A 25,147-nucleotide genomic window follows, 5' to 3' on the forward strand; every position below is an offset into this window, starting at 1 on the left:
CATTCTAGTCGGAAACGGCTTGAAAATAAAGGTTTAGACCACGAGACGCCCCCTCTTCTCTGCCAAACCAATGATAGCTTCCACCCCTGAATTAAACTCAAGAAAATCCTGCTCGACCCCATCACTGAAAATCACACCATCCTCTGGCATCTGGGATACAATGTGCAATGGCTGCTTCGAATGAATCTGTCCAAACACCAGATTGGCCGCTGTCGTTCGGCTCGGAAACGGTTCACGTACTGAAAAATATAAGTAAGGCGCATCCCAGTTAAAATGATTCAACTCTTGCCTGCTTCCATGAATGGATGCGGATGCTGTAGCTACCTCAGCTTCGGAATTCATGTTCTGCCATGCAGCTGACCCAACAATCCCGGTGGCTCCCGCCAGCACACTTTTGAACCAGCCTGTTGATCCCATGCCTGTGGATACAATGATACCACTGGAGGATTGTTGTTCTGCGGATGAACCCAAACGCACTTCATAACGGGCCGATACATGCGTCTTCCGACCAATGAACAGATCGTTCACACCATATAGATACTGCCCATCATTGAGTTCCACTTTGGCGAGAGTGACTTCTTTCAAGGTTCGTTGCTTTCGAATGACATCAGGAACAATGAAGCTCAGATCCTCCACGGTAAAAGGTAATAACACGCCATCCCACCGCATCGGGTCCGGGTTCACCCCGATGAGCGGCTGCTCGGTTACGTATTTGAGGGTGTTGGCTACAAGCCCATCCTGTCCAACCACGACCACGATATCTTGCTCTCCAAAGATAAAATTGGGCACATGTTCTCGATCAATCGTCTGAACCCGTCCCAATTGCCCTAGTTGCTGCTGCGCCTGCTGCACAGATAGCCGATAACGACGGTCTTCCTCCATATAATCACTGAAGTCAGCGCCCAGACGTTCAATATAGAACTGCGCTTGCTGCACCGTGTTATATCGAACCACCAACTCTTCCAGTCTGGTCCGGCGCTTCACCAGAATCAGTTTATGTTCGCTCATTCGATCATCTGCCGCAGTCTGCTGACGTACAGATTTCCCTGCCTGCTCTGCTTGCTCTCTTCTTCCTAATCTCATCTCGCTCGACCTCCCTGATCTCTGCCCTGCACAGGAGACATCAATCCCTGCAACAGATCTGGCGAGATATTAAGTTGCCCAATCTTGCCTGCATTTTCAGCCAGTTCCTGGAACGCTAGTGCGATCAGCTTATCAGAATTCATGCCCATATTCGCCATTGCTTGCAGTACATTTGGCTGTACATTTTGCAATGAGTTCATCACGGCAGCAATCTCATACGCTTTAGCATCTGCTTCGGCATTGTGATTGGCAATGGTTAACTCAATCAGTTGCTGCTTACGTTCCTCCATCGCTGTATTAAACTGAAGCTGCTCCTGCTCCATCTCATTTTGTTTCTGTTTCACCGAGCGTTCTGTCTGCAATTGGGTCTCACGAATTTGCTGTTTTTTTGTCTCTACGGCAATTTCGGTGTTAAGTTCGTTCTCTTTCACTCGTCTTTCCTGTTCAATGGAGGCATTGCGACGCACATAGAGCGCTTCATCTGCCTGACGCAAAATCTCTTCCCGCGCTTGTGCTTCCAATGCACGCATCGTCTCTTTATTAGGCAGAATGGCAAGTATCGATAGACTCATCAACTCAACGCCCAGTTTCTCCAACTCTTCACTTTGCACAACTTCGCGTTTCATGCTGCTCGCCAGCCGTTCACTGGATTGAATAGCTTCTTTCAGCGGCATTTGTTCCAGATGTTTCTTGGTCAGTACTTTGGCTGTGGTGATCACCCGTTGATCCAGCTTGCCGGGGTCGTCGGAAATATACCGATTCTTGCGCAAATTGTACGTGTAATTCAGGCTCTGGGTTATTTTCAAATAATCCACTATTCGATAGCTTAACTGCCCTTGCACAGTAACGGTCTGATAATCCGCTGTAATCTCTTCGAACATGAATGGTACATCCACCGAGGACACGGGTAGAACCACTACCGATGTGGTCGGCTCATAATAATAGAAGGACAATCCGACACCTTGACGTTGTACCTCACCATTTTTCACTTTCATGACATACTCACTGGGTTGAAATTTCGCAAATCGGAATCCAAACATGGCTCATTCCCCATTTCTTAATATTGTCGTTTTGATATTATCGAAATGATAACAAATGAATTCGATATTGTCAATACGACATTAATGAAATGTTTAGATGCCTATTTAAAGAAAGCGGGTCCGTTCTATATAAGTTGAACTAAAGATTATTTACATTGACACTCCGATGACAGAATAACCTTCTAATCGCTGTTATCCCCAGATTTTTTCGATTCCCTTTTCTAAAGGTAAAATCCGGTGATAAAGGCGAACGCTTCGCTTTTTCAGTTTTTTCTGTCCTCTCCGTTATCGTGTAAATCAATAGTTAAACTTATATAATCTCTTTTCACAAAAAATAAAGAGACCGAATCCTATGATCCGATCTCTTTACCTGCTTCGTTATTTTCTATTCATGAGTGTTGATAATGCCATCAAGCATCACCCTTCATAATTAAAAGCGGGCTTTTTGAACTACCTCTAATACAGTTGTTCCATCAGCCTGGCGACTGCAACAGCTCCCTGTGCACGGTTCGCTGTTTCTTTCGGAGCAAACTTGCCATCAGGCATGCCATTTAGCAGTCCAAGTTGTTGCATCGAGGCTACAGCTTCTTTTGCATATCCGGCGATCTCAGCATTGTCTACAAACACGATATTTCCTTGTGCAGAATTGGTCGCATCCTCACGCTGCACAACCTTCAGTGCTCTGTTCAGCATAACGGCCATATCTTCTCGTGAAATACGTTCATTCGCTCCAAAGCTTCCATCTGCTCGGCCTTGAATAATGTTCATTTCAATTCCAAGTCGTACTGAATCGGCATACCACTGCCCTTCCTTCACATCTGTTGAGATCGAAATAGATGGATCCGGCTGGCGTGTATCACCAATACCTTTAATAATCATTTGCAAAAATTGTGCTCTGGTCAGTTCACCTTGTGGGGCAAAACGTGTTGCACTCATCCCCGTAATAATTCCCTTCCCGTAGAGGTTCTGCACTTCTTGGAGAGCCCAATTGTAATTTTGCAGATCATGTAATGGCACTTCAACTTCTGCAATGACATAACTGCCCGATTCCAGCGGTTTAAACGCCATCATTTTGGTCTTATCATCGTACTTGGAATACGTAACAGGTTTCATTTCTCCACTTGGAGATATGGAATGTACAACCATAACTACATCATTCTTCTTAGGTTGCTCCACATTGGATAGAGCAACTTCAACTGCTCTGTTTGTCCATTGCAATGGCTTATTGTTCATTAACAAATTCACATCAACAATTGCATGATTACCGATCGCTGCTTTTTGCGATGTGGACAATGTATCTGTCGATCCTTTTGCTACTATGATGTCGAACGTTCCCTCAGTCTCCGCAATAGTTAGCGGGAGTGATTTTAGAGGAACACGAACGGTAGTCTGTCCTACGACTACATCCAGGGATTTCACTTCCTCGGAACGAATCCATGCCGCCAGTTGACTTGCAGCCAACTGGAATGTGACTGTCTTGGCTGTGTCGGGTACATCTGCAAGCAGTTTCAACGTACGATTTCCTGCATCCATGGATTGCAGTGCCTGAGTTAATTGAGATGCATCCGGACGAATAGAATACTTGTCATCCCCGGTTGCTGTTCCTTTTACCGTGATCGATCCTTTCTCCGGTGCAGTACCCGCTCCAACGGGTGGGGTTACATCCGGATTCCCTGGCGTTGGAGCTGTTCCCGGGTTGGAAGGTTGTGATGGTACACTTGGTTGGGATGGCTGGCCAGGGCCAGGTGTTACATCTTGACGTACAAGTTTACTCACAGCATCTTGTAACGCACGATCCGCATTGCTCACATCTTGCGTTGAAGATTCAACATCCAGAATGAATGCCTTCGCTTCAGAAAGCGCCTTACTGAACACATTCCAGCTTGAAGTCGTGTATTCGGTTTGCTTTAATTTCTCAGCGCTAACTACAGTAGCTTGCAGTGCAGATTTGTCCGCCGGGAACGTACCGTATGCTTCAAATTCCATGAATCCTACCCATGTGGGACCTGTTTTAATCGTTACCCGAATATAACGTCCCTCCGTGCCTTCTGGAAGTACATGACTAGGTGCGGTCGATACAACAACATCACTTGTGGTGTCCACTACTTTCACAAATTTTTTGTTATCATTGGACACTTCGATCGTATATTTGATGCCACCACTCCACATCGACATTTCGATTTTGCGGAGGTTAGCAACCTGACCCAAATCCACTTGCCACCAGCTATCCTTACTCTGGTCTGTTCCCCATGAAGTGTTCGGGTTGTTGTCAATTGCACCTTCAGGAGAGTTGGCTTGATTGCCTCCAGTCCCTGCACTGCTTGAAGCCGTTGCCGTTTTTCCCGTCGTTAAAGCCTCCAGAGAGACCAGACTAGTAAAGGCTTGTTTCAACGTATTCAGTGCTGAATTCACCTCAGACTGAACAACAGCATTGTTATCTCGGACCTGAATCGCTGCCTGCAAAGACTGTTCCAATACAGACCAGCTCCGGCGTGTATAGGAAGATTTAGTCTGCTGCTGCATTTGTTGAATGTACTGGTGCAGTTGTGTTTTGTCCACATTGGATAGACCATCAATGGCATCATCCAAACGTTTAACCGCTGTATTCGCATCCGTCTGTGTTGCTCTTGGATCATTCAAGACCTGCTCAGCGCCTTCCAGCGCTTTGGTCAATACCGCCCAAGTGGCCGCAGACCAGTCAGCCTGCTGATACGTACGCGCTTCCGCTATTTTGGCTCGAAGCTCGTCAAGTTGCGGAGCGATAACTTGCATCTGCTGCATCACACGTTCCAATGCTGTTGTCGCTGCATCTGTATCCGCTTGAGTCACCCCACCCGGCGTGTATGCCTGTTGGTATACATCTTTCGCTGCCGAGATTGCCGGAGCCAGAGTCACCCAGCTTTCCGGAGTAAAATCAGTCTGTACCAATGATTTGGCTCGTGTAAGTGCCGCATCCAGTTGCTGGCGGTCTGCGGGCAGAAGACTCAATCCACGTTTGTACACATCAAGGGACCATAATGCTCTGCCTTCATACGAATACCCGCCGTTAGCCGGAAATTCATCGTAGTCAAACATCGCTTGGTTCTCCCAAGCATTCCCTTCGGATGCAATCCAGCCTACACCGGCCGGAATCCACGCTGGCTCCCAGTAGAAGAAACCTGCACCATGATTATTCGGCACGTTCGCAATCATGTCCATAATGCCGGCGATGGCATCATATTGACCTTGAACGGTTGCGGGAAAGTCTGCTCCACCGACATGAAGCGCTTCATCCGATCCGATGATATTGCCATGAGCATCCCCGTTTTTATAGGAAAATGGATAGGACGTTTCAGCGATAATAACATCTTTGCCAAACTCGACTGACACTTCGTTCATCGTTTTCTGTACATCCGCAAACGTCCCATGCCAGAACGGGTAATACGACAGTCCGATAATGTCATAGTCCAGTCCGCCATCACTTAACTCTTTAAAGTACCATTTGAACGTATCCACCTTGCCACCTTCAGCCAGATGGATCATAATCTTCACCTTATCCGCGTTATCGGTCATCTCTCCTTCTACTGCACGTACAGCATCGACTCCGCTTTTCAGCAAGGCAACATTTTCGTTGAAATCCACGTCACTGCTCAAGCCGTTCAGAAGACCACTGTTGATTTCGTTACCGATCTGCACCATATCAGGCATAGCGTCTTCGGCTTTCATCTCACTTACAACTTCATACGTATAATCATATACAGCTTGTTTCAATTGATCGAAAGTATAACTTTCCCAAGCTTTAGGACGAAGTTGCTGTCCCGGATGAGCCCACTCGTCAGAATAATGGAAATCAAGCAGCACTTTCATTCCTTTTGCTTTCACCCGTGCGGCTAGCTCAATTACATCTTTCTTATCGTTATAGCCCCCGGATTTCTGCGGGTCATTCCATAGACGAAGGCGTACGTAATTGACACCACGATCCTTGAGAATATCGAGCAAATCACGCTGTGTACCGTTGCTGTCCACATATTTTCCGCCTTTAGCCTCAATGGCGGTTAACGTGGAAATATCGACACCTCTAACATAGTCTTCACGATATCCCTCAACGATCACCTTAGCTTTAAGCTGAGGCTCTGGAGGCGCACCATATACCGCACCTGTCACGGTAAAGCTGCCCGCATGTGCGTACTCTGAAGGGTCAATACTGTCCCATTCCACTGGAACCATTCCTGATTTTCCATTCTGGTACCATGCTTTTACCAGATTAGGCAGAATTGGCGCACTTCTTGTCACCGTTCTCACTTCGATCTCATCATATCCTTTAATATTGGCTGGTTCAGTTCCTTCTGCTTCTCCCCACACTTTGAACTCCAATATTTCTGGCCAGACTCCCTCACCCTTGTAAAAGGAGATGTTCAGTCTGATGTATCGTACATCATTCTGCTCGAACGTCAGATCAGCGATCTGTTTGGCATCTGCATTTTCACTTTGATCAGCAACGTTGGTCCATGCCTGCTGGTCAGCAGATGTTTCTACCATATATTTCACAACCGTGTTTTCTCTCCACGTTATTTCCGCTCCGGACAGATTGTAGTCCTCACCCAGATCAATCATGACCCACTGTGGTTGTTCCGTTGTCACTCCCGCCGTAGCAGCCCAATGCGTGTCACTTTTACCATCAACCAAGTGCTCCTTCTTACTTCCCCACTCCAAATATTCTGTGCTTACCTTAACGGCCTTGTTAAGTGCCACGTTCACTTTTGCATCTTCTGCAGCCGCTGGACGAACCATCAGTCCCAGATCACAGAATAGCATCAGTAACACCAGACACCCGCTTATGTACCTTTTGTTCACTCTTGATCTCCCCCTTTTTGTGTTTGATTGTGCATGGATCAATGAATGTTATGAATCCTCCTCATTGTAAGCGCTTAATAGTGATAGGCGACACGGCATAATCCAAAGGAAACAGCAGTTATTTTAACAATATGCTCCTGTGACAGTTACATTTGAGCTATTAATCACACTATCTTGCTACAGAAAGCAAAAAAATCTGTCCGTCCACCGGAAGGTAGAACAGAACAGATTTTTAGGTATATGAACGTTACTACACTTATTTGGTAAGTTTCAATTCAAGCTGTACCTGAATGTCATTTTCAGTCGAGAGCACCACGGAGTGTGGATTTTCCATTCCGAAATCTTCGAACGTTACCATGGATGTTGCCGACAACAACACTTCGTTATTCTCATAAGCGGCTTTTGCATCGAATGTCACTTCTTTTTCAATACCTTTAACCTTAATGGTACCATTCATTTTGATATCAACCGTTTGACCGACAGGCCATTCCGCAGGAACCCCTTCAAATGAAGTTGCTGTAAATGTAGCTTGTGGATATGTAGCAACGTCGAAGAAATCGGCTTGCTTCACGTGACCATCACGCTGTCCATTCCCGGAATCAATTCCGTCCATCTCGATCTGTCCTTCTGCCTTCATCTGAGCAGCATCGTCTACATTAATTGTCCAATTCCCTGTTACCTGATCGTCCACAAAATTAACCGTCTCCTGTGAAGTGGTTACGGAGAAGTATACTTTGGAACCTTCGCTGATGCTCCAGTCTCCGTTCAGTTGCTCTGCTCCAGCAGTTTCATTGGCTACAGGCGTTCCTGTGCTATCTACAGCTGTTGTGGATGTCGCTGTGCTCGCAGGGAGCACCTGCTCAATCTCCACGTTGTTCCCCAAGTAACTGTTTGTGATATAGTAACCACCGCCACCGATTACGGCAACCGCCGCTACACCTGTAATAAGCCATGCTTTTGCTTTCTTGTTCATCTCTATGTTTCCTCCAGTACATGATTGTTTAGGTTGCTTCTTGGAGTGAATCATATCAATTGAATGTGTCAGGAAGAAGTCAAGATAAGACAAGTCACATATTTTTTTCAAATCCGTAATACAGGATTGGCTTTACGCTCTGGCTCATGTAAAATCAGTACAAGTTTACAAAGCGAAAGGAGAACGCTTTTCTTGAAATCCATACTTATCGTCGAGGATGAGCAAGCTATTGCACGAGTATTGGCTGCTTATCTGAGAAAAGCAGAATTTGAAGTTCATCATGCAGCAGATGGCCCGACTGCACTTACCCTTTTTGATACCGTAACGCCTTCCCTTGTATTACTTGATGTGATGCTGCCAGGAATGGACGGATGGGATCTGCTGCGGATTATTCGTGAAAAAAGTGCTTGTCCCGTGATCATGCTAACTGCACTGGATGACATTTCAGACCGTCTCAACGGACTAAATGCCGGTGCTGACGATTATATGAGCAAACCTTTTGTACCGGAAGAAGTGGTCGCCAGAGTTAATGCGGTGTTGCGCCGTAATCCACATTGGACCTCTGGTGGCGAAGAGAAGCGTTCCTTTGGAAATCTCGTCATTGATCTTGCTGCCAAGCAGGTGCTGCTGAACGGTGCAGAGGTTGCACTCACACCTCGTGACCTGTCGTTACTGTTCTTCCTGTCCGATTATCCGAATCGTACATTTACCAGAGATCATCTTATTGAACAGGTATGGGGGATGGACTACGATGGCAGTGATCGTGCTGTGGATCTTTCGATTAAACGACTACGTCAAGCCCTCTCCCACTGGTCGCCAGATACGGGAGAAATTCGGACGTTGCGAGGAATGGGGTATCAATTTTGGATCGCCAACTGAAACAGAAAAAAAACAAACGGACGATATCCATTCTGTCACACTGGACACTGCGATATTTTCTCATTTTGTGCATTGGTTTCACGATTATTGCGGCAGGGGCACTCTACTGGATTCGAACAACTTCTATTGAAAAAAGCCTCAAAACCGCAGAACTGCTTGGTCTGGAGATTGCCGATCATGTGACCAGTGAAAATAATATGCTTCGGGTTCCACCCGATCTTGACAGACTGGTAACCAAGCGAGAGAAATTATTTAATACAGATCATTATTTTTGTGTCATGATCTTGGACAATAACAATCAATTAATCTTTTCCCAGCCTAAAATGGAGCAAAAAGATGTACATTATCGACTGTCAGACGACTATCTTGAACCTCGAAACAACAAATATGCAGGTGTAACGGTCAACATATCCGAGGGCGATCAAACCTTGGGTAAAGTGTGGGTCATGCAGTCCAAACAATCCATTACATTTGGTCCAGAGACGATATGGCTCGTAGCTCTAATCCTCGGAGGACTAATCCTCTGTGGATGGTTTACAATCTATCTCCTGTCCAATAAGTTATCCAGACCGATTCGTCAGGTCGCCTATGCCGCTGAGCAGATTCGAGGTGGCAATTATGATGTGAGCCTTGACTTGAATACACGAGAACGTGAGATCAATGAACTTGTAAATTCATTTCGAGATATGGCGACTCGTCTCCGACAACTCGAAGAATGGCGTACACTCTCGCTGGCAGGGGTCAGTCATGAACTCAAGACACCGGTAACTTCCATCAAGGGGCTCGTTATGGCAGTACGTGACGATGTCGTGAGTCCACAGGAAGGGAAAGAATTTTTGGATATCGCTTTGAAGGAGTCTGAACGTATGGAGCGTATGGTCGCAGATTTACTTGACTATAACGCCATGGCTGCAGGAAGTGTTGCTGTTCGCAAGGAACGGACGGATCTGAAGCTGTTGGTCGGTGAGATCATCTATCAGTGGAAGATTGCCTATGAGGACAAAATGCCAGAGGTTCAGCTGCACTCCCCTCCAGTCAACTTCTTTACCATGGGGGATGCTCTCCGCATTCAGCAGATCATTGTTAATCTGCTCAATAATGCACTTCATGCCACAGCTCCTGAACAAAAGGCTGTCTTCGATATTTATCTACATGCAGAAGAACAGATGCTGTACGTTGATGTCAAGGACAACGGCACAGGTATCGCAGCTGAAGACCAACCCAAAATCTTCGAACGCTTCTATCGTGGGGAGCTCAAGAAACGTCGTAACCGTGGCCTGGGCCTAGGATTAACATATAGCCGCCTACTCGCTCAGGAACAGGGCGGTGAACTGACACTTGTCTCCAGCAGCCCGGAAGGCAGCATGTTCAGATTAAGCCTGCCACGCTGGACTGCAACACAAGAAGCCATGAATACAGAAAAAGCATACGGAGCAGCCGTTAAAGTGTAACGCAACATGCTAACATGACAAATAGCCCAGGATTCCATTCAGGAGACTGGGCTATTTCAGCGTTGTTCCTTGATGCTTTATCCAAACTATCCAAAACGGAAGCAGTCAACACTCTAAGACACGTGGCCTGTATTCATCATAAGCATCCGAGATCAGTTGCTTATGAAGTGTACTACTGGCAATGATCGCTTTCCGCTTTGCTTTCAAAACAATCTGCTCTATATCCGCATAACTGCACCCTGCCAAGCGTTCACATATGTAATCTTCCAGCCGAGTCTCCTGTTCAAATGATCCCACCAACTTGCTGATATACAATCTGCGACTTGCATCATCTGGCATACCATAGGTCATCTTCGTATCAAACCGCCGCCAGATGGCGTGATCCAGTTGGGTTTCCAGATTCGTTGCAGCTACCAGAATGCTGTTCCCATCGAATTCGTCCAGACATTGCAATAACGTATTGACGACACGCGCCATCTCCTTCACTTCATCATTGCTCTCACGTGTCCGGCCTATGGCATCAAATTCGTCCAGAAATAACACACAGGGATTCATTCGTGCATATTCGAATAACTTACGTACGTTACTCCCCGTCTCCCCAAGATGGCTATGAATGATTGCATCTAATCTCACGAGAACCAATGGCAGATCCAGACGCTCCGCCAGATATGAAGCTGTTAATGTTTTTCCCGTACCGGGTGGCCCGAACATGACCATTTTGTTGGGGATTGATACATCATGCTCTCTGAACTTCTCTTTCATGCCCAGAATGGTGACAAATTCATTAATGATGCGTTCATTTTCAGCAAAAAATACAATATGCTGGGCTTTGCGCCTACACTCTTTTGGCGTGTAAAAAGCAGCCATATCGATCCCTTTCGCGCGGGGAATCCGGTTCATATGGTTTATTTTGCTCATGTAAACACATGCTCCTTCATTTATGGTTTCGTGTAAATGTTTAGTTCAAGTTATATAGAATCAATCAGACTTTTAATCGTAATTATTACTATTAAATAATAACATACTACTGCCTTTTTGCAAATATAACCACAGCACGTACACTATTTTGCCACAGAAGGAAGTCATTTGGTTGCAAGCTTCAATAAAATTTGCTATTCTAAATATGCATCGTTGTGTATAACGCAAAAAAGCCCTCCGAATTTCGTGAGAGAGCAAAAATTTTCCAGATTCGCAAGCGGCAACTTGTTATATCCGGATTCTTTATACCAACGACTGTAATCCAATTAAAGTGAGGTTAACAATCATGGCAAAAGACGTATTGTGTGAAGTTAATTCCTGTCGTCACTGGGCTCAAGAGAACAAATGTAACGCTTCTTCGATCTACATCGTGAGTCACAGTAACAAAGAAGCAAGTCAGTCTGCTGAAACAGACTGTAAGACTTTTGAAGTAAAATAAGTAAACTCATGTGATCCACTTAAAGGAGCCCTTACCGGTTCCTTTTTTCTTTGTCTATTGTAACAAGAATGATAATTATTATCAAGCCCTATTCTGTAAAAATCCTTCTCACCTCTTCAATGCACATTGGACAGATGACCTACGTACACTACGTAAGAAGTCAGTATGCCCATGAACGATTAGAACCAAGAGGTGAATAATAATGCCTGTTAAAAGTGGCACACAGTATCGCGAACGAATTGATGCACAGTCCGTCCCTTGCTGGTACAAAGGTAATCTTATTACTGGAAAACGCTCTGAACATGTAGCATTTGCTGGTTTGATGGAGACTCAAATGTACATGTATGATCTGCAATCTGATCCTAAATTTGCAGAAACGATGACGTATGCCTCCCCGGCAGACGGCAAACCTGTGGGCATATCCTTCCTGCCTCCAACCAGTGCCGACGACCTCCGTAAACGACGGGAAGGGATGAATATCTGGGCAAATGTGCATCATGGTTTTCTTGGTCGCTCACCCGATTACATGAATACAGCCATAATGTCCTTTTACACAGGTGCCGATCTCCTGAACGAACTATCTCCCCAATATGCAGAAAATCTCAAGAATTATTATGCCTACTGCCGCGATCATGATATTACGCTATCCCATGCCTTCATTCAGCCATATGCCAGCAAAATGTCAGGGCAATTGGATGCCACTGAGGATGCTATTGCCGCAAAGGTCGTCGATCGTACCGAAGAAGGTCTCATTATTAGCGGAGCATTCATGATGGCTACACAAGCGGCCACTTCGGATGAGATTTTTGTCTATCCGTCACCTTCTCCTGCCCCATTTGATGACGAAAATCCATTTGCATTCTCTTTTGCTGTCCCCAATGATCTCCCAGGAATCAGTCTGGTATGCAGGGATACCTACGCAGCCGAATCTCACACCAACTATCCTCTGAGTTCCAGATATGAAGAAATGGACAATATCGTCATCTTTGACCGGGTGCTTGTTCCGCATGAACGGATATTTTTTGCAGGAAGTGAGGAAATGTCCTCGCGTCTCTTCAGTGGTAGCAACTTTCATATTCACGCAGGTCATCAGGTATTGTGTCGTTATATTGCCAAGACGGAATTTGTTCTCGGTACAATCCAGCTTCTCACGGATACGCTGGATCTGAATACGGAAGCACATGTTATAGAGAAATCTGCACGTGTGTTCGCAGGTCTTGAATCGTTAAAAGCATTGGCATTGGCGGCGGAGGCAGGTGCCATACCTGACGGAAGAGGATTTGTATTACCTGCACCCAAACCGTTGATGGCAGCCAATCTCCTCTTTCCGAAACTTTATCCTGAGATGATTGAAATTCTGCAACTCTTGGGTTCAAGCGGGGTTATTATGATCCCTCAGGAAGAAGAGTTCCAATCCGATATCGCTCCTTCACTGAATATATATTTGAAAGGGAACGATATGGTTTCTCACGAACGCAACGCTCTGTTCCGCCTGATCTGGGAGCTTGGGTCTGGTTCATTCGGGGGCAGACAGACCCAATTCGAACGATTCTTTTTTGGCAATGTCCTTACGGTATCCAATCGGTTGTTCTCTGTCTACAACAAAGATCAGACGAATCGTCAGCTCGTTCGTGATTTTCTATTTAACACCAGCAAATAAGAGAACTAATGAATCTTTTTTTATACCAGATGGTCATAAACCGTCATCAGTTCAGAGGCTGGTCTGCTTGCATCCATATCCCGCAATGCAGGCTGGTCTCCGTAACCGATATGGAATACCCCCAGCACCTTCTCTTCACTTGTCAAACCCATCAAATTCATAAACACAGGATGTTGTTGATAATCATTGATCTTCCAGACAGCATTCAACCCCTGTTCCGCAGCCAGAATACTAAAGCGTTTGCTCCAGGCTTTGGCCGGCAGAAGATCATCCTCACGGGCATTTCTAGGCGCCACGACAACCAGATGGGTTGGAATTGCTTCCGTGTATTGATATGTAGCCCAATCGCCGTAGCGATCAGCCAGATGGGGTGGATAGCTCTGTCTGACCGCTTCCAGATAAAGCTGTCGTCCTTCGCCTGCAAACAACATAAACCTCCAAGGTTCTGAACACATTACATATAATGAAGGATCTGCTTCATCAAGCAACTTTCGTATAACCGACTGGGGTACTGGCAACGGACTGAATTCGCAAGTTCCTGCACGTCTCTTGCCGCTGCTTATATCTTGACTTAGACCGGTAGACATGGCAACTTCCCCTCCTCTATGTGTATGATTTATCATTATCCTTCGACTGTCTTCACATCAACCATGTTTTCTTAGGTTCAATGGCTTCCGTTCTCCAGCGATCCACCTCTTCGTGGATGCGCGCTTTATCACGCGTCGTAAACTGTTCTGACTCCACCACTTCTGCTTGCGGCATGCTGTCACGTATCAAGCGAATGTAATCCATGGAACGTATCAGAGACTGGCGTCCAGGGATGTACCTAATTTTACGTCCTTCCAACAAGCAGTATATCTCGATCATACCCGGTAATTTTCCGAAGGCTTCCCAGCAGAATGCACTGACCATATGCTGAAATGCCTCAACTACGTTTGGATCATGGACAACCATATATTTCTGAATAAGCAACGAATCCCAGCCTTCTGGTTGCCAAGCCGCCTGAAATATCATCGATAAATGCATGGATAATGAAGGTAACTCCGTTCTCCACTGTTCAAAAAGAATGGCTGGATGCTTCAGATCATCGTTCATTGCAATGGCGAGTGACAATTCATCCGTAATCTTGTTCTTCACATCCCAGTAATGGAGAACAGATTCGAAACCATCCGTCTTTCTGGGCCACCACTTCTCAAGTAAATACTGTATGGGTACCTCTTTGCGAACATCGGGGTCGAGACTGTAAAAGGCATTGACCGCATGGCTCACCGCATATTGTACACGGTGCCTCCATTGCAGTGGAAGACGCTGCTCAGACACTGGTTCAGGGCGGATGAATCGGTGTGGGCTGCGCAGCATTTCTTCCAATCTGTAATCTTCAAGCAGACGTCCAGGAAGATCATTCCTTCCGACTGGCATCGCTGCCTGAACATTATGTCTTAACATGATTTTTAGGACACCTGTAATCCGGCAGCAGCGAAGCGTTTGCCAAAGTCACGGCATGTTTCTTTCTCCTGCTCAAGAGGACTATATTCAATTTTCAACATCTCTGGAGATACCTCCGCCCCACGCTCTTGCAGCTTGGCAGCCGCGAGATCAACTGCACCGCAGAACTGCTCATACGAGGTGTCACCACTACCAAACACCGCAGCCCTCTTACCACTCAGGTCAAGCTCATCCAGCTCCTCATAGAAATCAAGGAATTCATCTGGCAACTCCCCGTCTCCCCAGGTGTACACACCGATCATGAATCCGTCATAGTCCAATACATCGGATGCATTACAATCCGTTACGGATTTCAGGTCTGCCTCGTGGCCTCCCTGTGTAATTCCTTCCACAATCAGTTCTGCAATTTCTTCTGTATTTCCTGTCATGCTCGCATAAGCCACTAACAATTTAGCCATCTATTTTTCCCTCACTTTATTTGATCATGTTATATTCTCTCTATGAAGAAAGAATGAATTTTTGATTAACAAAATCATATGTGATAATGATTATCATTGTCAAATTAATTTTTTGGTTATCTTTGTTTTTCAGTATATGGCGCACATTGTCTTTCAACACAGCTAAACATACTTCACCCTTTAAAGGTCAGATGTAATACCATCCTCCAATGATCCCGTCCCCCAACTGGCGTCCAAGCCCTTTTTTGTTGTACAATAGTATCCAAATGACTTTTGAAGGATGGATAAATCATTATGTACGTAGCTAAGAATTGGAAGGACTATGAAGTAATCGATACAGGAGGCGGCGAGAAACTGGAGCGTTGGGGAGATGTGATTTTACGCAGACCCGATCCACAGATTATCTGGCCCCTTGAGCAAGAAACCAATGAATGGCGTCAGGTGCATGGTCACTATCATCGCAGCTCTTCCGGTGGCGGTAACTGGGATATGAAAAAGCCCATTCCCGAGCGATGGACGATCGGATACGAAAACCTGAAATTCCACATTAAACCTACCAGCTTTAAGCACACTGGCCTGTTCCCTGAACAAGCTGCCAACTGGAGCTGGATGATGGATAAAATCTCCAATGCTGGACGCCCTATTTCTGTCTTGAACCTGTTTGCCTATACAGGCGGAGCAACGGTAGCCGCAGCTTACGCAGGCGCTTCTGTTGTGCATGTGGATGCAGCTAAAGGCATGGTTCAATGGGCCAAGGAAAATGTTCAATTATCCGGACTGGCTGATCGCCCTGTTCGTTTTATTACAGATGATGTATTCAAATTCGTACAACGGGAACAACGTCGCGGAAATCGTTACGACGCTATTATAATGGACCCTCCTTCATATGGCCGTGGCCCTAATGGAGAGACATGGAAACTGGAAGAGAACCTATATCCTTTCTTGAAGTCGTGTATGACGATCTTGTCGGATAATCCATTATTCATGCTGGTTAACTCCTACACTACGGGCATTTCCTCTACGGTTCTGCGCAACATGTTGACCATGACGATGTCTGCTCAGTACGGTGGTGACATTACTGCAGGTGAAATTGGTCTGCCAATCACACGTAGTGGTCTGGATCTGCCTTGTGGTATTCTGGGCCGTTGGGAGTCTTAATCATGTCAGAACATCGGCATGATCACGATGCAATTCCTATTCTATTCGAAGACAACCATCTGTTAGGTATTACAAAGCCGGTCAATGTACCTACCCAGGAAGATGCATCAGGTGATCCGGATTTGCTTACATTGCTGAAGCAGGATCTGAAAGAACGATACAACAAACCTGGCAATGTTTATCTCGGGTTAGTACACCGACTTGATCGTCCTGTTGGAGGGGCAATGATTTTTGCCAAGACTTCCAAAGCAGCTTCGAGATTGTCCGAGACTGTGCGGGGACGCCATTTCCGTAAAATATATGCGGCTGTTGTACACGGCAAGTTGCCTGCACAGCAGGGAACGTTAAAACACACACTCCTGAAAGATGCACGTACAAATACCGTTACTGTTGTCCCTAAAGGTACGGCTGGCGGTAAGGATGCCGTTCTGGATTACCGTGTTATCGGCGAGACAGACCGTTACAGCCTCGTCCATATCGAACTGCACACCGGCAGATCTCATCAGATTCGGGTGCAAATGAAAGAAATCGGCTGCCCTCTGTACGGGGATCAGAAGTACGGCGCAAGCGTGAATAAACCCGGGCAACAGATTGCTCTATGGTCTGCGATTGCTGCTTTTCCTCATCCAGTTACCAAGGAAGAAGTTATTCTGCAATCTTTGCCTGCAAGAGAATTCCCCTGGGCAGAATGGCCCGCTGCCGTGTACCAAAAAGCTTTTGGACAATCTCTATAAGTACGTGTTCAAAAAGACTGGTTTTCAGTACCGAGAAGATCGGATCACAAGCATTTTTATCGAACAACCTCTATAAGTGCACAGGATCAGGTTACATCTGTCCATACAACGTGTCGTTCAGATTCTGTATCTGAACGACGCGTTTTCTTATGTTTTCAGCTATATACCTAAGATACAGAGAGGAGACATCATGATGACCCCGTTTACCAAACAAGTCGTTGCGATCATCGCGGCGATTCCTGAAGGTAAAGTGATGACTTACGGTCAGATTGCAGCCCATGCCGGAAGTCCAAGAGCCGCGAGACAAGTCGTACGTATTCTGCACTCGATGAGCCGCAAGGAACGTCTGCCCTGGCACCGTGTCGTCAATGCAAAAGGAGAAATCTCCATACCGGACGAACACTCGCGCATGATGCAGGAAACAGAACTGATCAGCGAAGGTGTGGAGTTTCAACTAAATGGAACCATTAATCTCAAACAGTTCGGTCATGAGCCCGCTCCTATATTTCTTATCGATCCAACGATCCAGCCCGAATAATAAGAGCACTCTCCTCCCATCGCGCACACCAAAAAAAGAGAACTCAGGCAGTAAGGGTTACCCCTTTTCAACTGCTAGAGTTCTCTTTTTTGGTTTTTACTGATATTCGTTACGCTGTAGCCGTCGTTTTTTCCTGTTCTACAGTAACAGGCTCAACAGCTGGTTTTGTTTTCCGAATAAAGAACGCCATAATCAAAGCAACCACGGTCATTCCGGTAGCCACGATGAATGCATAGTTAACACCGTAAATCGTTGCATCTGCTGTAGCAGCTATCATTGCTGTCTTATCACTAGGGTCAACTTGGCCAGCAGCCACTGCATCCGCCAGATGTGTTTTGAGCTTACTACTCATGATAGTAACCAGAATAGCTGTACCGATCGCCCCGGCAACTGTACGCAATGTATTAGACATCGCAGTACCATGTGCGTTCAGACGTTGAGGCAGTTGATTCAGACCTGCTGTCTGGATTGGCATCATCAGCATCGACATACCGAACATACGAGCCGTGTAGATAAACATCATGTAGCCGTAGGTAGTATCGATTGCCAGACGACTCAGTCCAAAAGTTGTAATCGCCGTAATGGCAAGACCTGCAACTGAAAGCCAGCGTGCGCCCACTTTATCAAATATGCGACCTGTAATTGGAGACATAATCCCCATCAATATCGCACCAGGCATCATCAGAAGTCCTGATTCAATCGGTGAGAATCCACGAATGTTTTGCAGGAAAATAGGAAGCAGGATCATACCTGCAAACATCGCCATTGTCACGAGCATGTTGATAATCGTTGTTAATGTATACATGTTGTACTTGAAAATACGGAACTCAAGGAGCGGATGATCTGTTGTCAGTTGACGAATAACGAACAGAATCAGGGATATCGCACCTACGACGAGACATCCAATGACAATTGCACTGCCCCATCCATCGGTCCCCGCATCACTGAATCCGTAAAGCAAACTACCAAAACCTAGTGTAGATAAAATAACGCCTGGATAATCCAGTTTAGGTCTGGATTGACGTGTTACGTTTTTGACAAAAGCAATACCAATTGCCGTTGCAATAATAGAGAATGGCAAGATGATGTAGAACAACAATCTCCAGGAATAATGCTCAACCACATAACCTGAAAGTGTAGGCCCAATCGCAGGAGCCAGAATCATCGCAATCCCCATGGTTCCCATGGCCTGACCGCGTTTCTCAATCGGGAAGATGGTCAAGAATACAACGGTCATGAGAGGCATCAGGATACCTGCACCTGCCGCTTGAATAACACGACCTACCATCAGAATGGTGAAGGTTGGACTAAGACCACAGACTAATGTACCTATGGTAAATAGAGTCATGGCTGTAATGAAAATTTGACGCGTTGAAAATTTGGCAATCAGATATGCCGTAATCGGAATCAGTACACCGTTGACAAGCATATAACCCGTGGTTAACCATTGGGCTTTGTTTGCATTGATCGCGAGGTCATCCATAATTTTTGGAAGCGCTACGTTCATCAGGGTTTGGTTCAGGAATGCCACAAAGGCACCAATTAACAATGCCGCTACAATCGGGCCTTTCTTGATGTTGTCCATCGCTGAGGATGGAGCTGCAGCAGTAGTCGTACTCATATGTTGTTCATCTCTCTTCCTTCTAACTTTTCAATCATTTGACTATGAATTCTAAGTAGGTGCTCAAGGTCTTCCTTCGATATATCCAGAATGGGTGACACTCTTTCCATCCACAAATGGTGCGTTTCCTGTTGGGCCTGTTCCCCTTTATCCGTAATCTGAAGCTTAACGGATCGGCGGTCAGCATCCGAACGAGTCCGAACGATATACTCGCCTTTGACCAGTCGCTCCACAACAGCGCTCATGGAACTGCTGCCCATATGACATAGCTCAGCCACTTCATTGATGCCAATGGAAGGACGCTCCCTCAGGATGGATAACACCATAAACTGGATCGAAGTCAGCTCGATCTCCTTGTTTTCATTCCAAAATGCTCGAAAAAGCATTTGATTCACTTGGCGGAACGAATTAATAATATAGAATACTTCATACGTATCAGTCATTGATTCACCCTTTTACTTTTGGAATATAATATTTCGTACACGAAATATCAGGGGAACAATTATTTATTATAACAAAAATATTTACATAGTCAACTCTTTACATATGAATTCACAAAAATAATATTAGGACATACTAACTGTGTTACATCCATGCCTTTACTCAACTAACCTGGACACAGTGTGTAGCATATGTAATTTGTAAATAAAATAACCATAGGGCTCCTGCATGAAACGAGCAGGCACTCCTATGGTTATTCAGAAGAATCAGGATGGTATCATACCGAAGTAGATAAGGCAGGCTCCTTGGTCTTGGGTGTTGTCATTTTGCCTAACAGATATACCAGCAATTGTTGATTGTGCATCGAAATGTTACTGAGAACAGAGTTCATGAATTCATTACGGATGGTGATTCCCCGCTCTGTCTCCATTCTTCCTTTCTCTGACAGAGATACCCACACAATGCGTCGATCCTGATTATCCCGATTCCTGCGAATCAGATCATTCTTCTCCATTCGATCGAGCAGCATGGTTACAGCAGCTGGTGTAGTCGACAGATAAGGAATCAGATCCGAAGGTTTCATTTTCTGATGATCTTCAAGTACCTCCAGAACAGCCAGCTGAGCCTCCGTTAATGAGGGTGCCAGCTCTTGATCCATATGCAATTTATAATCTTTGGTCAACCTGGACCAGCACTTGGCAAAATCGGAATTATACATCTTCCATCGCTCCTCTCTGCAACCGGTTATCACTTCACCTGCTTAAGTTTTCGCGCTCCAAAGCCGCATTCCTGCTGCCTTTTTTCAATTTCCTAGCGATCGACCGTAATCGACGAAGGTTGTTAAACTTCGCATGAATGCCCTCTTCTAATCCGCCTTCGAACAACAAAAAAAGACTCCTCACATGACAGGGTTAGCTGTTCTGCGAAAAGTCTCGTTTGTTTGTTTTTATGAAGATGCTGCTGGTTGATTCTCATTGAAGTCCCTTAGAAGTTCAACGATCTCGTCCTGTTTGTCCACATGAACGATCAGTTTGCCAATATGTTTGCGCTCTGTAATCGGAGCACCTTCCGAAGAGATCGGGAACACTTGGCCTTCTTTGGTCATTACAGTGATCTTACGTTGCTCTTTGCAATAAAACGATCCAACAATACGGCTACCATTCGGTTTCACACGTTTGCCTTCTTTGAACTCGAATGTGGCAAGCCCCTTGCCTCCACGGCTCTGTATAGCGTAATCCAGAAGTAATGATCGTTTACCATATCCCAGATCGGACAACACGGCAACTTCACCTTCATCTCCTTCTACCCATAGAGCCGATACAACTTCATCTGTATCTCTTAACTGAATACCACGAACACCACCGGATACACGTCCCATTGGATTAACCTCATCCTCTCGGAAACGAATGGCCATGGCTTCTTTTGTAATCAGCATAATATCTTGACCACCTGTACTCAGATGTACAGATAACACTTCATCGTCCTTGCCCACTTTACAAGCCGCAACTGCACCGGAACGCTTGGTAACGTAATCCTTCAGCTCCGTTCGTTTCACCTGTCCTCTTCGCGTAACGAAGACCAGACTGTGATTTGGCTCTTCAAAGGATTTCACAGCAAGCACACTTGCAATACGGTCATCTTTCGCAAGGGGAATGACATTCACAATGGCTGTGCCTGGATCTTTCCACTTGAATTCAGGTACCTGGTGAACAGGTAACAGGAAGTACTGACCTTTCCTCGTAAAGACAAGCAAGTTCTCAAGCGTATTTACTTCCAGAACCTGAGCGATATAATCGCCGTCTTTTACACCACTTCCGCTCCGTTCACCACCAGAACGCGTAAAGGACTGCATACCTGTACGTTTCACATATCCCTCTTTGGATAACGTAACAAATACATCTTCCGCATTCACAAGTACTTCGAGATTAACCTTAAGTTCTTCCACTTCACCCTGGATCGCAGAACGACGGTCTATGCCGTATTTCTCACGAATCTCCATCAATTCCTTGCGGATGACTCCGATGAGCTTGCGGTCACTATCCAGAATGGATTGTAACTGTGCAATCTTTTTCATCAGTTCACCGAGTTCCTTCTCCAGAGAATTGATCTCCAGATTTGTCAAACGGTACAATTGCAACGTAAGGATGGAATCCGCTTGGCGTTCCGTGAATCCAAACATCCACATCAGGTTATTTTGAGCATCTTGACGGTTCTTCGACGCTTTGATAGCGGCAATGACCTCGTCAAGGATGTTAAGTGCTTTTACCAAGCCCTCGAGCACATGCGCACGGTCTTGCGCCTTCTCCAGCTCAAACCGGGTACGGAATGTTACAACCTCACGCTGATGGGCAATGTAAGCCTCGAGGATCGATTTCAATCCTAATTGGTGAGGTGCTTTATTCACAATCGCAACCATATTGAAATTATAGGTGACTTGCAGGTCGGTTTTCTTCAGCAAATAAGCCAAAATACCTTGTGCGTCTGCTTCTTTTTTCAACTCAACCACGATTCGCAGACCTTCACGTCCGCTCTCATCACGCACTTCGGCAATACCTTCAACCTTCTTCTCAAGTCGGATGTTCTCCATCGCTGTAACCAGACGAGATTTCACGACCTGATAAGGAATTTCAGTAATGACGATCTGCTGTTTGCCACCGCGCATATTTTCAATCTCGGTTTTGGACCGGATATAGATCCGTCCCTTACCTGTGCGATAAGCATCCAGAATGCCGTCACCGCCCATAATCAATCCGCCTGTTGGAAAGTCAGGACCCTTCATAAACATCATGATTTCGTCCAGCTCAATCGACGGTTTCTCCATCACAGCGATTGAAGCATCAATGACTTCACGCAAATTGTGTGGAGGAATCTCCGTTGCAAATCCGGAGGAAATACCGCTGACACCATTAACCAGCAAGTTCGGATAACGGGATGGCAATACAACCGGTTCTTTGGCCGTATTATCAAAATTATCCTTAAACAGAACCGTCCGTTTCTCGATATCGCGAAGCATCTCCATCGCGATGGGCGACAAACGGGCCTCCGTATACCGCATCGCCGCTGCCGGGTCATCATCCTGTGATCCCCAGTTACCATGACCATCCACGAGCATATGGCCCATTTTCCAAGGCTGAGCCATCCGCACCATACCCTCATAGATGGAGGAGTCACCATGTGGATGATAATTACCCATTACGTCCCCAACGGTTTTGGCAGACTTGCGGTAAGTCTTGTCAGGCGTATTACCTGAATCGTACATGGCGTACAGAATACGCCGTTGTACTGGCTTCAACCCATCCCGGACATCCGGAATGGCTCGATCCTGAATAATATATTTGGAGTAGCGACCGAAACGGTCCCCAACGACCTCTTCAAGAAAGGCCGGCATAAATTGTTCTGATGGACTCATTCCAAGCACCTTCTATTCTTCGTACTCTGTAAAGTCGACGTTCTCTACAATCCAACGTTTCCGCGGATCAACCTTATCACCCATGAGCGTAGATACACGACGTTCTGCTTTTGCTGCATCAACAATCTGTACCTTCAGCATCGCACGAGTTTCCGGATTCATTGTTGTCTCCCACAGTTGATCCGGATTCATCTCACCAAGACCTTTATAACGTTGAAGCTCAACATTATTACCGAATTCCTTCATATAATTCGCCAGTTCTTCATCCGTCCATGCATATCGAACAGTCGCGAGCTTACCAGACTTACGAGTAAGTTTGTACAATGGCGGCTGAGCAATATATACTTTGCCTGCATCAATTAAAGGCTTCATATAACGATAAAAGAAGGTTAACAGCAGCACCTGAATATGTGCTCCGTCCGTATCCGCATCGGTCATAATGATAATTTTGGAATAATTGCTGTCTTCAACTGCAAATTCGGTTCCTATGCCCGCCCCGATCGCCGCGGTAATGGCACGGTATTCTTCATTTTTGAGAATGTCGGCCAGCTTTGATTTTTCCGGATTGAGCGGTTTTCCCTTGAGTGGCAGAATAGCCTGAATCTTCGAGTCACGTCCCTGTTTGGCAGAACCACCTGCGGAATCCCCTTCGACAATAAATAACTCATTTCGGGTAAAATCCTTGGATTGCGCCGGCGTTAGTTTGCCGTTCAGGTTGGAACTCTCACTGCGTTTCTTGCCTGTACGCATATCATCACGTGCTTTGCGAGCTGCTTCTCTGGCTCTGGAGGCTTGAACCGCTTTGCGAATTAACGTTTGAGCTACCTGCGGGTTTTCTTCCAGAAACCTTTGAATATTTTCGGACACGACCGAATCCACTGCACTTCGAGCGGAAGCGCTGCCGAGCTGATCCTTCGTCTGACCTACGAACTCAACATCTGACATTTTGACACTGATGACGGCCATCATACCTTCACGCAGGTCATTACCTTCCAGGTTTTTGTCTTTTTCCTTAATCATGCTGGTACGCCGTGCGTAATCATTCATAACACGGGTATACGCAGCCCTGAATCCGGTCTCATGAGTACCGCCGCCCCGAGTAGGGATCGAGTTCACAAATGAAGCAAGTGTTTCCGTATAACCCGCGTTATACTGGATTGCCACCTCGACTTCAATGTCATCCTTCTCCGCATAGAAGTGAATAACATCATGCAGCACATCTTTATTTTCGTTAAGAAAAGCAACAAACTGGCTTGCTCCGCCTTCATACATGTATTCATCCTGATTGCCCGAACGTTCGTCCTTGAGCACAATTCTCAGACCCGAATTCAGAAAAGCAATCTCCTGAAGACGTTCTGCCAATGTATCATAATTAAATTGAATACCGCTCTGGAACACCCGAATATCCGGTTTAAATGTAACTTTTGTACCTGTTCGATTGGTATTGCCCAACACTTCGAGACCGGAGACCGGTTCACCGACATGTTCAATCCCTTTTTTGTCCTTCCAATACTCGAATCGCTGACGATGAATCTTGCCATCACGGAAAATCTCGACTTCAAGCCACTCGGACAATGCGTTTGTAACTGACGCACCTACACCGTGCAAACCGCCTGATTTTTTGTATCCTGATCCACCGAACTTTCCGCCTGCGTGCAAAATCGTAAACACGACCTGGGGAGTAGGAATCCCTGTTTTATGTATACCTGTCGGAATTCCCCTTCCGTTATCCTGAACCGTAATAGAACCGTCCTTATGCAGCGTGATATCGATTTTGGAGCAGAATTTGGCGAGATGTTCGTCGACAGCGTTGTCGACAATTTCCCATACCAAATGATGTAAACCTGAAGTGCTGGTGCTGCCGATGTACATCCCCGGCCGTTTCCGTACCGCTACCAACCCTTCAAGTACTTGAATGTCGTCCGCGTCGTAGCCTGAAGACCCCTGTCCTCCGCCTGTCGAACCTGCCGACATATCGATTTGCTCGACCATTCATGCTCCCCCTT

General features: G+C 45.9%; 20 protein-coding genes. 7 read left to right on the forward strand and 13 right to left on the reverse strand.

What is annotated here, in order from left to right; all coding sequences use genetic code 11:
- Positions 1 to 33: 33 nt before the first annotated feature.
- The 4 genes from MKY44_RS17085 to MKY44_RS17100 form a co-directional block, all read right to left on the reverse strand.
- Positions 34 to 1,008, reverse strand: coding sequence for a sugar kinase (locus MKY44_RS17085; protein ID WP_341009882.1), 975 nt, complete (start codon positions 1,006 to 1,008; stop codon positions 34 to 36).
- Positions 1,009 to 1,079: 71 nt separating this feature from the next.
- Positions 1,080 to 2,123, reverse strand: coding sequence for an SPFH domain-containing protein (locus MKY44_RS17090; RefSeq protein ID WP_017687811.1), 1,044 nt, complete (start codon positions 2,121 to 2,123; stop codon positions 1,080 to 1,082).
- Between the two features lie 456 nt (positions 2,124 to 2,579).
- Complete coding sequence (locus MKY44_RS17095; RefSeq protein WP_341007988.1) at positions 2,580 to 6,956, reverse strand: glycosyl hydrolase 53 family protein; 4,377 nt, start codon at positions 6,954 to 6,956, stop codon at positions 2,580 to 2,582.
- 256 nt (positions 6,957 to 7,212) lie between these two features.
- Positions 7,213 to 7,929, reverse strand: coding sequence for a YceI family protein (locus MKY44_RS17100; protein WP_341007989.1), 717 nt, complete (start codon positions 7,927 to 7,929; stop codon positions 7,213 to 7,215).
- A 192-nt stretch (positions 7,930 to 8,121) separates the two neighbouring features.
- Between MKY44_RS17100 and MKY44_RS17105 the strand changes: the two genes are divergently transcribed.
- On the forward strand, positions 8,122 to 8,808 hold the full coding sequence (locus MKY44_RS17105; RefSeq protein ID WP_076250048.1) for a response regulator transcription factor: 687 nt from the start codon (positions 8,122 to 8,124) through the stop codon (positions 8,806 to 8,808).
- Positions 8,793 to 10,259 (forward strand): HAMP domain-containing sensor histidine kinase, encoded by a 1,467-nt coding sequence (locus tag MKY44_RS17110; RefSeq protein WP_341007990.1) that lies wholly within the window; start codon positions 8,793 to 8,795, stop codon positions 10,257 to 10,259. The genes MKY44_RS17105 and MKY44_RS17110 overlap by 16 nt, the downstream gene beginning before the upstream one ends.
- A gap of 105 nt (positions 10,260 to 10,364) precedes the next feature.
- Here the strand turns inward: MKY44_RS17110 and MKY44_RS17115 are convergent, their stop codons facing one another.
- Positions 10,365 to 11,177, reverse strand: coding sequence for an AAA family ATPase (locus tag MKY44_RS17115; protein ID WP_341007991.1), 813 nt, complete (start codon positions 11,175 to 11,177; stop codon positions 10,365 to 10,367).
- A gap of 346 nt (positions 11,178 to 11,523) precedes the next feature.
- On the opposite strand from MKY44_RS17115, the gene MKY44_RS17120 reads away from it, so the two are divergent.
- Both MKY44_RS17120 and MKY44_RS17125 read left to right on the forward strand, forming a co-directional pair.
- Positions 11,524 to 11,676, forward strand: coding sequence for a DUF1540 domain-containing protein (locus MKY44_RS17120; protein WP_076209985.1), 153 nt, complete (start codon positions 11,524 to 11,526; stop codon positions 11,674 to 11,676).
- A 202-nt stretch (positions 11,677 to 11,878) separates the two neighbouring features.
- The gene (locus tag MKY44_RS17125; RefSeq protein WP_341007992.1) at positions 11,879 to 13,336 is read left to right on the forward strand and encodes a 4-hydroxyphenylacetate 3-hydroxylase family protein; all 1,458 of its coding nucleotides are present in this window, start codon (positions 11,879 to 11,881) and stop codon (positions 13,334 to 13,336) included.
- 20 nt (positions 13,337 to 13,356) lie between these two features.
- On the opposite strand, the gene MKY44_RS17130 is transcribed toward MKY44_RS17125, so the two are convergent.
- The 3 genes from MKY44_RS17130 to MKY44_RS17140 are packed head-to-tail and all read right to left on the reverse strand — an operon-like array spanning position 13,357 to position 15,240.
- The gene (locus MKY44_RS17130) at positions 13,357 to 13,923 is read right to left on the reverse strand and encodes a nitroreductase family protein (RefSeq protein WP_341007993.1); all 567 of its coding nucleotides are present in this window, start codon (positions 13,921 to 13,923) and stop codon (positions 13,357 to 13,359) included.
- Between the two features lie 52 nt (positions 13,924 to 13,975).
- Positions 13,976 to 14,782: a hypothetical protein gene (locus MKY44_RS17135; RefSeq protein ID WP_341007994.1), complete on the reverse strand. Its 807-nt coding sequence runs from the start codon at positions 14,780 to 14,782 to the stop codon at positions 13,976 to 13,978.
- Positions 14,783 to 14,787: 5 nt separating this feature from the next.
- Entirely contained in the window at positions 14,788 to 15,240 is a 453-nt protein-coding gene (locus MKY44_RS17140; protein ID WP_017687802.1) for a flavodoxin, read from the reverse strand.
- Between the two features lie 294 nt (positions 15,241 to 15,534).
- On the opposite strand from MKY44_RS17140, the gene MKY44_RS17145 reads away from it, so the two are divergent.
- The 3 genes from MKY44_RS17145 (at position 15,535) to MKY44_RS17155 (ending at position 17,670) form a co-directional block, all read left to right on the forward strand.
- Complete coding sequence (locus tag MKY44_RS17145) at positions 15,535 to 16,398, forward strand: class I SAM-dependent methyltransferase (RefSeq protein WP_017687801.1); 864 nt, start codon at positions 15,535 to 15,537, stop codon at positions 16,396 to 16,398.
- Positions 16,399 to 16,400: 2 nt separating this feature from the next.
- On the forward strand, positions 16,401 to 17,132 hold the full coding sequence (locus MKY44_RS17150; RefSeq protein ID WP_341007995.1) for an RluA family pseudouridine synthase: 732 nt from the start codon (positions 16,401 to 16,403) through the stop codon (positions 17,130 to 17,132).
- A 193-nt stretch (positions 17,133 to 17,325) separates the two neighbouring features.
- On the forward strand, positions 17,326 to 17,670 hold the full coding sequence (locus MKY44_RS17155) for an MGMT family protein (protein WP_341009883.1): 345 nt from the start codon (positions 17,326 to 17,328) through the stop codon (positions 17,668 to 17,670).
- 109 nt (positions 17,671 to 17,779) lie between these two features.
- Here MKY44_RS17155 and MKY44_RS17160 read toward each other — a convergent pair whose 3' ends face one another.
- From MKY44_RS17160 to parE, 5 genes are all read right to left on the reverse strand, one after another.
- Entirely contained in the window at positions 17,780 to 19,291 is a 1,512-nt protein-coding gene (locus MKY44_RS17160) for a DHA2 family efflux MFS transporter permease subunit (protein ID WP_341007996.1), read from the reverse strand.
- Positions 19,288 to 19,734: a MarR family winged helix-turn-helix transcriptional regulator gene (locus MKY44_RS17165; protein WP_036613308.1), complete on the reverse strand. Its 447-nt coding sequence runs from the start codon at positions 19,732 to 19,734 to the stop codon at positions 19,288 to 19,290. Before MKY44_RS17165 ends, MKY44_RS17160 begins: the two co-directional genes overlap by 4 nt.
- A 275-nt stretch (positions 19,735 to 20,009) precedes the next feature.
- Positions 20,010 to 20,450, reverse strand: a complete 441-nt coding sequence (locus MKY44_RS17170) for a MarR family winged helix-turn-helix transcriptional regulator (protein WP_036613306.1) — start codon at positions 20,448 to 20,450, stop codon at positions 20,010 to 20,012.
- 228 nt (positions 20,451 to 20,678) lie between these two features.
- A complete protein-coding gene (gene gyrA, locus MKY44_RS17175; protein WP_341007997.1) occupies positions 20,679 to 23,141 on the reverse strand; it encodes a DNA gyrase subunit A in 2,463 nt (820 codons plus the stop codon).
- Between the two features lie 12 nt (positions 23,142 to 23,153).
- On the reverse strand, positions 23,154 to 25,133 hold the full coding sequence (parE, locus tag MKY44_RS17180) for a DNA topoisomerase IV subunit B (RefSeq protein WP_221820406.1): 1,980 nt from the start codon (positions 25,131 to 25,133) through the stop codon (positions 23,154 to 23,156).
- Positions 25,134 to 25,147: the final 14 nt, after the last annotated feature.

Origin of the sequence: Paenibacillus sp. FSL R7-0026 (assembly GCF_038004485.1) — a bacterium.
GTDB lineage: Bacteria > Bacillota > Bacilli > Paenibacillales > Paenibacillaceae > Paenibacillus > Paenibacillus xylanexedens_A.

Bases quoted from the DNA above. Each gene is read 5' to 3' on its own strand.
- MKY44_RS17135 (WP_341007994.1), bottom strand. From the start codon at position 14,782: ATGTTAAGACATAATGTTCAGGCAGCGATGCCAGTCGGAAGGAATGAT.
- MKY44_RS17100 (WP_341007989.1), bottom strand. From the start codon at position 7,929: ATGAACAAGAAAGCAAAAGCATGGCTTATTACAGGTGTAGCGGCGGTT.
- gyrA (WP_341007997.1), bottom strand. From the start codon at position 23,141: ATGAGTCCATCAGAACAATTTATGCCGGCCTTTCTTGAAGAGGTCGTT.
- MKY44_RS17085 (WP_341009882.1), bottom strand. From the start codon at position 1,008: ATGAGCGAACATAAACTGATTCTGGTGAAGCGCCGGACCAGACTGGAA.
- MKY44_RS17160 (WP_341007996.1), bottom strand. From the start codon at position 19,291: ATGAGTACGACTACTGCTGCAGCTCCATCCTCAGCGATGGACAACATC.
- MKY44_RS17150 (WP_341007995.1), top strand. From the start codon at position 16,401: ATGTCAGAACATCGGCATGATCACGATGCAATTCCTATTCTATTCGAA.
- MKY44_RS17165 (WP_036613308.1), bottom strand. From the start codon at position 19,734: ATGACTGATACGTATGAAGTATTCTATATTATTAATTCGTTCCGCCAA.
- MKY44_RS17115 (WP_341007991.1), bottom strand. From the start codon at position 11,177: ATGAGCAAAATAAACCATATGAACCGGATTCCCCGCGCGAAAGGGATC.
- MKY44_RS17130 (WP_341007993.1), bottom strand. From the start codon at position 13,923: ATGTCTACCGGTCTAAGTCAAGATATAAGCAGCGGCAAGAGACGTGCA.
- MKY44_RS17140 (WP_017687802.1), bottom strand. From the start codon at position 15,240: ATGGCTAAATTGTTAGTGGCTTATGCGAGCATGACAGGAAATACAGAA.
- MKY44_RS17145 (WP_017687801.1), top strand. From the start codon at position 15,535: ATGTACGTAGCTAAGAATTGGAAGGACTATGAAGTAATCGATACAGGA.
- MKY44_RS17125 (WP_341007992.1), top strand. From the start codon at position 11,879: ATGCCTGTTAAAAGTGGCACACAGTATCGCGAACGAATTGATGCACAG.
- MKY44_RS17120 (WP_076209985.1), top strand. From the start codon at position 11,524: ATGGCAAAAGACGTATTGTGTGAAGTTAATTCCTGTCGTCACTGGGCT.
- MKY44_RS17170 (WP_036613306.1), bottom strand. From the start codon at position 20,450: ATGTATAATTCCGATTTTGCCAAGTGCTGGTCCAGGTTGACCAAAGAT.
- parE (WP_221820406.1), bottom strand. From the start codon at position 25,133: ATGGTCGAGCAAATCGATATGTCGGCAGGTTCGACAGGCGGAGGACAG.
- MKY44_RS17155 (WP_341009883.1), top strand. From the start codon at position 17,326: ATGACCCCGTTTACCAAACAAGTCGTTGCGATCATCGCGGCGATTCCT.
- MKY44_RS17090 (WP_017687811.1), bottom strand. From the start codon at position 2,123: ATGTTTGGATTCCGATTTGCGAAATTTCAACCCAGTGAGTATGTCATG.